We start from the raw sequence: 6,651 nt of genomic DNA, 5'->3' as shown, positions 1-6,651 counted from the left end.
ATCGAGGCTGACATCTCGCGTTGGAAGCGCGTCATCGGTGACGGACTCCGATCGCAAACAGACGGGCGTCAGGCCACCGAGGTCGCCATCGCTGCCAATGTGCTGAACCGTATGCTTGAGCTTGGATGTCCGAAGTATGTCCGCGTTGCATAACCCCGAATGCGGGTAGGGCTACGTGCGTCCACACCGCTGATCCGTGCACCACACTGCTGATCTGCACGTGTCCGCCGGATTGTTGCACGAAGCCGTAGATCATGGACAAGCCGAGCCCGGTGCCCTGCCCGAGCGGCTTGGTGGTAAAGAACGGGTCGAAGACGCGGGCGATGACCTCTGGCGGCATGGCACAACCGGTGTCGGTAACGCACATGACGGCGTATTCGCCCGGCCTCGCCTCGGGCAGGGCTGCCGCCTGTACCGGGGTGAGACGCGTGTTCTCCGTCTCGATCGTCAGCTGCCCACCCTCCGGCATGGCGTCCCGGGCATTGATGCACAGGTTGAGCAGCGCGTTCTCGAGCTGGTGCGGGTCGCACAGGGTGAGCCAGAGCTCCTCCCGCAACACGGTCTCGATGGCGATCCCGGGGCCGACCGTGCTGCGGATCAGCTCCGTCATGCCTGTGACCAGCGTGTTCAGGCTGGTCGGCTTCGGGTCGAGCGTCTGCCGTCGCGAGAAGGCAAGCAGGCGTTGGGTGAGTGCCGCCGCCCGCCGGGCGCCCTGCTGGACCATGCCGATGTAGCGGCCGAACTGCTCAATCCGCCCCTGGGCCAGGCGGGTCTGCAAGAGTTCGAGGCTTCCCACGATACCGGTGAGCATGTTGTTGAAGTCGTGTGCCAGCCCGCCGGTCAGCTGGCCGACCGCCTCCATCTTCTGCGCCTGCGCAAGCGCCGCCGCAATCTTCTGCCGCTCTCGCTCTGTTTCTTCCAATGCGGCGGTGCGCTCCCGAACCCGCGCTTCCAGCAGAGCCGCCTGCCGCTCGGCGGCCCCCACCTGTTCTGCCAAATAGTCGCGCCCCTGTCGCTGCCGCTGCCGGGCCCGCAGCGCCGAACGCACGGCGCTGACCAGGCTGAGGGCACTCAGCGGCCGCTCCAGGAACATCACGTTCCCAAGTTTGCCCGGAAGGTTCAGCTCGGCCATCTGTCGCCGGGCGGCGATGCCCGCCTGGATCAAGACGATGAAAGGTAGATCCGACCAGGGCGGCTGCGCCGCGAGGCGCTCCGCCAAGGCGTCCAGGTCGGCCCGGAACAGCGCCTCGTCGGCCAGCAGCACCGCGCCTGCCGCGTCGTCCAGCGCCGCCCGCAGCTCGGCGAGCGTCCGGTAAATGCGGCTCTCGATGCCTTCCGCCGACAGCAGGGCGGCAGCGCCCTCGGCATCCCGCCCGGTCGGGGTCAGGATCAGTACAGGTCCGGCAGGTGGTGCCCCGAGGCGGTCAGGCACCGGGCGGACGTTCTTGCAGCAGCGGCCCGGCCGTACCGGTGTAGGTCGGGGTGCCGGTCAGCACGCCGTGGAAGTGGGTCAGCGGCTCGCCGATGCGGATGCCGCTGTGGTCGATGCGAAACTCGCGAATGGTGTTCTCGTGCTCGCCGCCGCGGTTCTTCAGCACCGAGATCGCTTTGCGCACCTGCCCCTCGGCCTCGAAGAAGCGCAGCAGCAGCACGGCATCAGCGACGTAGCTGACAGCGAGGTTGGCATCCGCACTGCCGACCAGCCCTGGCTGGACGTTGAGCAGCAGCGTCGCCACACCTTGCTGGCTCAAAAAGGACAGCAGCTCATGCAGCTGCAGGATGAGCTCCTTTTCCTGCGGCATGGCGGCTTGGTAGCCGCTCAGTGAGTCGATCACGACCAGCCGCAGGTTTTTGCGTTCGACCTCGTCCCGGATCATCGCCGTGAACTCGCCGGGCGAAGTCTCGGCCGGATCAAGCTGCCGCAGCAGCAGGTCGCCGTCATCGATGCACTTCTGCAGTTCCAGGCCCTGCTTGGCGGCTCGGGTCAGCAGCGTGCCAACCCGCTCGTCGAACTGGTAGACCGCCGCACGCTCGCCGCGGGCACAGGCGGCCGCCGCGTATTGCAGCGCTAACGTGGTCTTGCCCGTGCCCGCCGGGCCGGTGATCAGGGTGCAGGTGCCACGCAGCGGCCCGCCGCCGAGCAAGGTGTCCAACTCGGGCACGCCGCTCGGCATCGGGTCGGCGATGAAGGGCCGGTGGTGTTCGGCGGCGACCAAACGGGGGAACACCTTTAGGGCCTGTCAGGAGATAACCGCTCTATCTGAGGTGTTTCGAGGGTGGATGGTGTAGTTCCATTCACCGTGGAAGTCGTGGCGGGTGATGTTGAGAGAGGCGATCTGCTCGTCGGAGACGACGATGCCCTTGGGATAGTGGCTCTCGTCGAGCTCGCAATGCACAGTCAGGCCGGTGCGCGTGGTGGTGGCGCTGATCAGGTCAACGATGACGCGGTAGCTGACCAGCGGCCTGGCCCGCCAGTTCATGCTGATGAACGAGAAGAGGCGGTGCTCGATCGCATTCCATTTGCTGGTGCCGGGTGGCAGGTGGTGCACCTCGATGCCAAGCCCGATCTCGTCAGCCAGGCTTTGCAGCTCGGTCTTCCACAGTCGCAGGCGCCAGCCGTTGCTGCCGCCGCCGTCGGCGGTGATCACCAGACGCTCGGCGGCGGGATAGCGGATCTGGCCAAGGTCGTGCCACCAGCGGCGGATGGTCTGCACCGCAAAAGCGGCCGTGTCGTGGTTCATCCCGACACTGACCCAGCCTGCATTGGCCGCCAGGTCGTAGAGGCCGTAGGGCACCGCGCGGCCGAGTTCAGGCTGCAGGAAGTCGTGCACCCGCACCTCCTGCGGGTCAGCCTGCGGCCGCCACTCGCGGCCTGCGTTCTTGAAATCGCCGACCAGCTCTTTCTTCTTGGTGTCGACCGAGATCACCGGCTGACGCTCGGTCAGCGCCGCCGCCACGCTGGCATTGATGTGGGCGAACTGCGCATCCCGGTCGGGATGTTCGCTGCCTTCGCGCGTTTTGCAGTTGGCCTGCAGGCTGAACTTCTCCTGCGCCAGCAGTTCGCCCACCACCGTGCGGCTGACCCGATGGCCACGCTCCGTCAGCTCCGTCGCCAGCCGCCGCAGGCTCTTGCAGGTCCAACGCAAGGGCGACATCGGGTCGCCCCGAGCCTCGGGTTCTACCAGCGATAGCATCGCGGGCAGCAGCCCAGGGTCGCGGGTCACCGCCGACTTGCCGCCACCGCCTTCCCGGCGCACCCGGCCCGGCGGCAACTCCTCACACAGGTCCTTCACGCCACGGCCAATCGTACTCGCCGCAAGCCCTGTCGCGCGCGACACCGCCGCAATCCCGCCATAGCCCGCAGCGCGCGCCTCCGATGCCGCCAACAGCCGACGCCCTCGTTCGTCCAGATGCCCTGACAGCTCCAGGAAGCGCGCCCGGATCGCATCAACATCAATCATCCACGAATGCTACGGCGCCACCACCGCGAGGAGAATCCCTACGCGTCGCTCCAGCCGCAAGCCGATTCAGTTATCGGCGGACAGGCCCTTAGCCCACCGCGGCGGATCGCCAGGTCGTGGTAGCCTGCGCGGAAGTCAGATCCGCGCATCTTCTGCACCTGCATGCGCCGTCGGGCCGTGCCGAAGTCCAGTGTTAGCCGCTCCAGGGTGATCACCCTGTGCGAAATGCTGTGCAGCTGCAAGTCCTGCTGCCCGTTGCCTCCGGTGAGGTCGTCGAGCAGCAGCACCGTCGCTTTGCGCCCGGCAAAGAACTGCTTGAGCGCCAGGATCTGCCGACGGTAGCGCAGTGGGTCCTGCGCCAGCAGGCGCATCTCGGACAGGCTGTCGAACACGACCCGGCTCAGGTTGAATCGCTCGATCTCGTCGGTGATCAACTTGACCGTCTCGCCGAGCTCCACCTCCCAGGGGTGCAGTAGCGTCATCTCGCGACCGGCGCTGAAGACGCTTTCGGCCGAGGCGAGCTCGAACACGTCGATGCCGTCCAGCGTCAGCCCGTGGGAGGCGACCACGACCTCCAACTCTTCCCGGGTTTCCGACAGCGTGACATAGAGGCACCGCTCGCCCGCTGACCGCCCGGCCGACAGGAACTGCAGGGCCAGGGTGGTCTTGCCGGAACCCGGCATGCGCTCGACTAGGTAGAGCCGGTTGGGCGCCAGGCCACCGTCAAGGATATCGTCCAGCCCGGCGATGCCGGTGGAAATCTTGGCAGGCGGCTGGGCCGCCGAAGTCGTCGGAGAGGCAGACATTTGGCCTCCTACTTGGCGCTATCGAAGGAGTGCCTCGGTTCGGCGCTGCCATGAGATCGTGGCGGGGAAGGCGGCACAGCGTGGTCGCGCTCAATCAGCAGCCGCAGCCCCGCCCGGACCACCTCGCTGGCGCTGGAGTAATGGCCGGACGTGACTTGCTCCCGGATGTACCGGTCAAGCTCCGGGGTGAGCGAGAAATTACGGGTCGGGGTGCTGGACATAGGGCAGCATCGGCTGCTGGCAGGGTGCTGTCAAAGATTGCTAGCCAATTCCGGTGGCGCTAATGGGGAGTGAAGCGCCCGCTGGTGGTAGGCGGACATCCGGGCGTCAACCATCTACAGCCGCTCCCCGCCCATCTCAGCGGTTCCGCCTCGGTCAGGGAATGCACCCCAACCAGAGATAGTTGTGGCAGCCGCCTCTTAGGAGAACGGCTGCGGATGTCAGACACCCAGGCGTTCAGGCATCCAGGTGCCTTGATGCCCAGGCGCTTCGACGCCCAGGCATCTGGTTTACTTGGCCGCGCTTATCGCGGTGACCTGTCGGTGGGACAGGCTGGGCCGCCTCCCCCCGCACCGTCGGCATCGGCCGGTCCGCTCCCGGCCAGGCGCGCGAGCCCGGCCCGTGTCTTGCGGATCGCCGCGTCCACCGCCTGCATCGCCGCCTCCAGGTCGCCGTAGTCGAAGGCCCGCCGCTCGAGCGGCCCGGGGCGCGGCGGCGGCGCCGGCGTCACGACCTCGGGCGGCACCTCCAGCGCGGCCGGCACCTCGCGCGGCCGCCCCCTCCCTCGCCCGGGGAGCGGCCGGCGCGGCGGTGCCGCCGCCTGCCGCAGCGGCGCAAGGCCGGCGAGGCCGAACAGGCGGCGGCTGTGGCGGTGCGTCACCTCGACCGCGACCTCCAGCCGGACAAGCTCGTCGAGGATGGCGCAGGCCGCTTTCACCGACATCCCCAGCGCGGCGGCCAAGGTCGTGGCCGAGACCAGCGGGACGGCCGCGAGCAGGTCCACCGCCGCGGGCGCGCGCGAGGTGCTGCGCCGCCCGGTGGCCACCGCCGCCCGCGCGGCGAGCCAGCGCCGCTCCATCTCGATGAGCAGGTCGAGCGCCGTCCCCGCCTCGGCGGCGACCGCCCGCAGGAATGCCGGGATCCAGAGCGGTGGTCCCCAGGGTTGGTCGGGCCCGAGCGCGGCCGCCCCGGTGAGCGGCAGCGGGGTGCGGAGCACGCCCACCGCGCCCCACCGCGCCCCAGCGCCGCACCAGCGCGGCACGCAACGGCGGGCGTGTCCCGCCGCGCTCGAGCCAGCGCCAGGCGCCCCAGGCGGCATCGAGCAACGGGACGCTATAGGGGCCCTTCCCTTCGAGCGCGGCCAGGGCCGCCCACACCGCCGCCTCCGCGTCCTCGTCGGGGGCCGCGAGCCAGCCGTGGTAGTCGAGGGCGAGGCGGGCGGCGTCCTGGATTGCCCCCGCATCCATGATCCGCTCGCTGTCCCGCATGGCCCGCAGCGGCAGGCCTTCCAGCGCGGCGGCGAGGTGCCAGGGGTCGATCAGATGGCCATCCGCCGCGGCCTGGCGCCGGGCCGCATCGAGGCGGGTCCGGTGCAGCAGGGCCGGCAGCAGCGGATGCAGGGCGGTGGCGGCGTCGAGCCGCGCGACCGCTGCGCTGGCCAGGGCAAGGGCCGCCAGCAGGGCCGGGTCCCCGAGATGCGGGGGCGTGTCAGCCCGCCTGCTCGATGCCAGCGACACCTGTGAGCTCCCTCCCCTCGGAATCGGATTGATTTACTCTATTCGGCATTTCACTTCAAACTCTCGCTTATTTTCGGACCAGGAGGCAGCCTGGGTGGTTCCCGCACGGCGTTGTGGTCGTGTCGAGGCCCCCGGCATGCCATCGCGGCCGCCAACAGGCCCGGAAGCACGTTGCGCCGGCTCCCGAATGCCGGTCGCGGGGGCCCCGGAATTCCACCCTGCACGCGGCAGAATGCCGCTCCGACAGGGGCTTGCGCCTCGGCCTGCCGGGGTGCCCGGGGCCGCCCGGCAGGCGGCCTGGGACGGCCGCCGGCGGCTGGCGCGGGCTCTTGATGCGCCTGCAAAGGGTCGAATGAACGCGACTTCCTATATTTGACAAAGCCCGGGACAGGCGGTTTCCTCGGCCGCGTTGATCCTCAATCGTGAGATCCACCCTCACCCTCACCGCCGCAGGCCGGGGCGCAGCAGGACAAGGGAGCCCCGGCATGGCGCTGGTCGGCTATGCGCGCGTCAGCACCGAGGACCAGGCGACGCGACGCCAGCTCGACGAGCTGCGCGCCGCCGGCTGCCGCGATGTGGCCGAGGAGCACGCCTCGGGCGGCGACCGCGACCGGCCCGTGCTCGCCCGCACCCTGGCCCGGCTGCGGT

At 69.2% G+C, this 6,651-nt stretch carries 8 protein-coding genes; 2 read left to right on the top strand and 6 right to left on the bottom strand.

Annotated features, from left to right (window positions below; translation table 11 throughout):
* Positions 1-31: 31 nt before the first annotated feature.
* The 6 genes from Q7A36_RS37575 to Q7A36_RS37550 all read right to left on the bottom strand — a co-directional run bounded on the left by Q7A36_RS37575 (position 32) and on the right by Q7A36_RS37550 (position 5,483).
* Positions 32-1,432 carry an ATP-binding protein gene (locus Q7A36_RS37575; protein WP_305108914.1) on the bottom strand — a complete coding sequence of 467 codons (1,401 nt, stop codon included), beginning with the start codon at positions 1,430-1,432 and terminating at the stop codon, positions 32-34.
* On the bottom strand, positions 1,425-2,216 hold the full coding sequence (locus Q7A36_RS37570) for an ATPase domain-containing protein (RefSeq protein WP_305108913.1): 792 nt from the start codon (positions 2,214-2,216) through the stop codon (positions 1,425-1,427). The genes Q7A36_RS37575 and Q7A36_RS37570 overlap by 8 nt, the downstream gene beginning before the upstream one ends.
* Positions 2,217-2,240: 24 nt before the next feature.
* A complete protein-coding gene (locus Q7A36_RS37565) occupies positions 2,241-3,461 on the bottom strand; it encodes an ISAzo13 family transposase (RefSeq protein WP_305108912.1) in 1,221 nt (406 codons plus the stop codon).
* Positions 3,462-3,499: 38 nt separating this feature from the next.
* Positions 3,500-4,267: an ATPase domain-containing protein gene (locus Q7A36_RS37560; protein ID WP_305108911.1), complete on the bottom strand. Its 768-nt coding sequence runs from the start codon at positions 4,265-4,267 to the stop codon at positions 3,500-3,502.
* 8 nt (positions 4,268-4,275) lie between these two features.
* Complete coding sequence (locus Q7A36_RS37555) at positions 4,276-4,488, bottom strand: type II toxin-antitoxin system ParD family antitoxin (protein WP_305108910.1); 213 nt, start codon at positions 4,486-4,488, stop codon at positions 4,276-4,278.
* 302 nt (positions 4,489-4,790) lie between these two features.
* Positions 4,791-5,483 (bottom strand): hypothetical protein, encoded by a 693-nt coding sequence (locus Q7A36_RS37550; RefSeq protein WP_305108909.1) that lies wholly within the window; start codon positions 5,481-5,483, stop codon positions 4,791-4,793.
* A gap of 199 nt (positions 5,484-5,682) precedes the next feature.
* Between Q7A36_RS37550 and Q7A36_RS37545 the strand changes: the two genes are divergently transcribed.
* Both Q7A36_RS37545 and Q7A36_RS37540 read left to right on the top strand, forming a co-directional pair.
* The gene (locus Q7A36_RS37545) at positions 5,683-6,009 is read left to right on the top strand and encodes a hypothetical protein (protein WP_305108908.1); all 327 of its coding nucleotides are present in this window, start codon (positions 5,683-5,685) and stop codon (positions 6,007-6,009) included.
* A gap of 479 nt (positions 6,010-6,488) precedes the next feature.
* The coding region (locus Q7A36_RS37540) for a recombinase family protein (RefSeq protein WP_305108327.1) at positions 6,489-6,651 on the top strand (163 nt) is incomplete at its 3' end.

Source organism: Paracraurococcus lichenis, assembly GCF_030657435.1.
GTDB lineage: Bacteria > Pseudomonadota > Alphaproteobacteria > Acetobacterales > Acetobacteraceae > Paracraurococcus > Paracraurococcus lichenis.
This window is presented reverse-complemented; position numbering and strand designations above follow the sequence as displayed.

Bases quoted from the DNA above. Each gene is read 5' to 3' on its own strand.
- Q7A36_RS37565 (WP_305108912.1), bottom strand. From the start codon at position 3,461: ATGATTGATGTTGATGCGATCCGGGCGCGCTTCCTGGAGCTGTCAGGG.
- Q7A36_RS37555 (WP_305108910.1), bottom strand. From the start codon at position 4,488: ATGTCCAGCACCCCGACCCGTAATTTCTCGCTCACCCCGGAGCTTGAC.
- Q7A36_RS37560 (WP_305108911.1), bottom strand. From the start codon at position 4,267: ATGTCTGCCTCTCCGACGACTTCGGCGGCCCAGCCGCCTGCCAAGATT.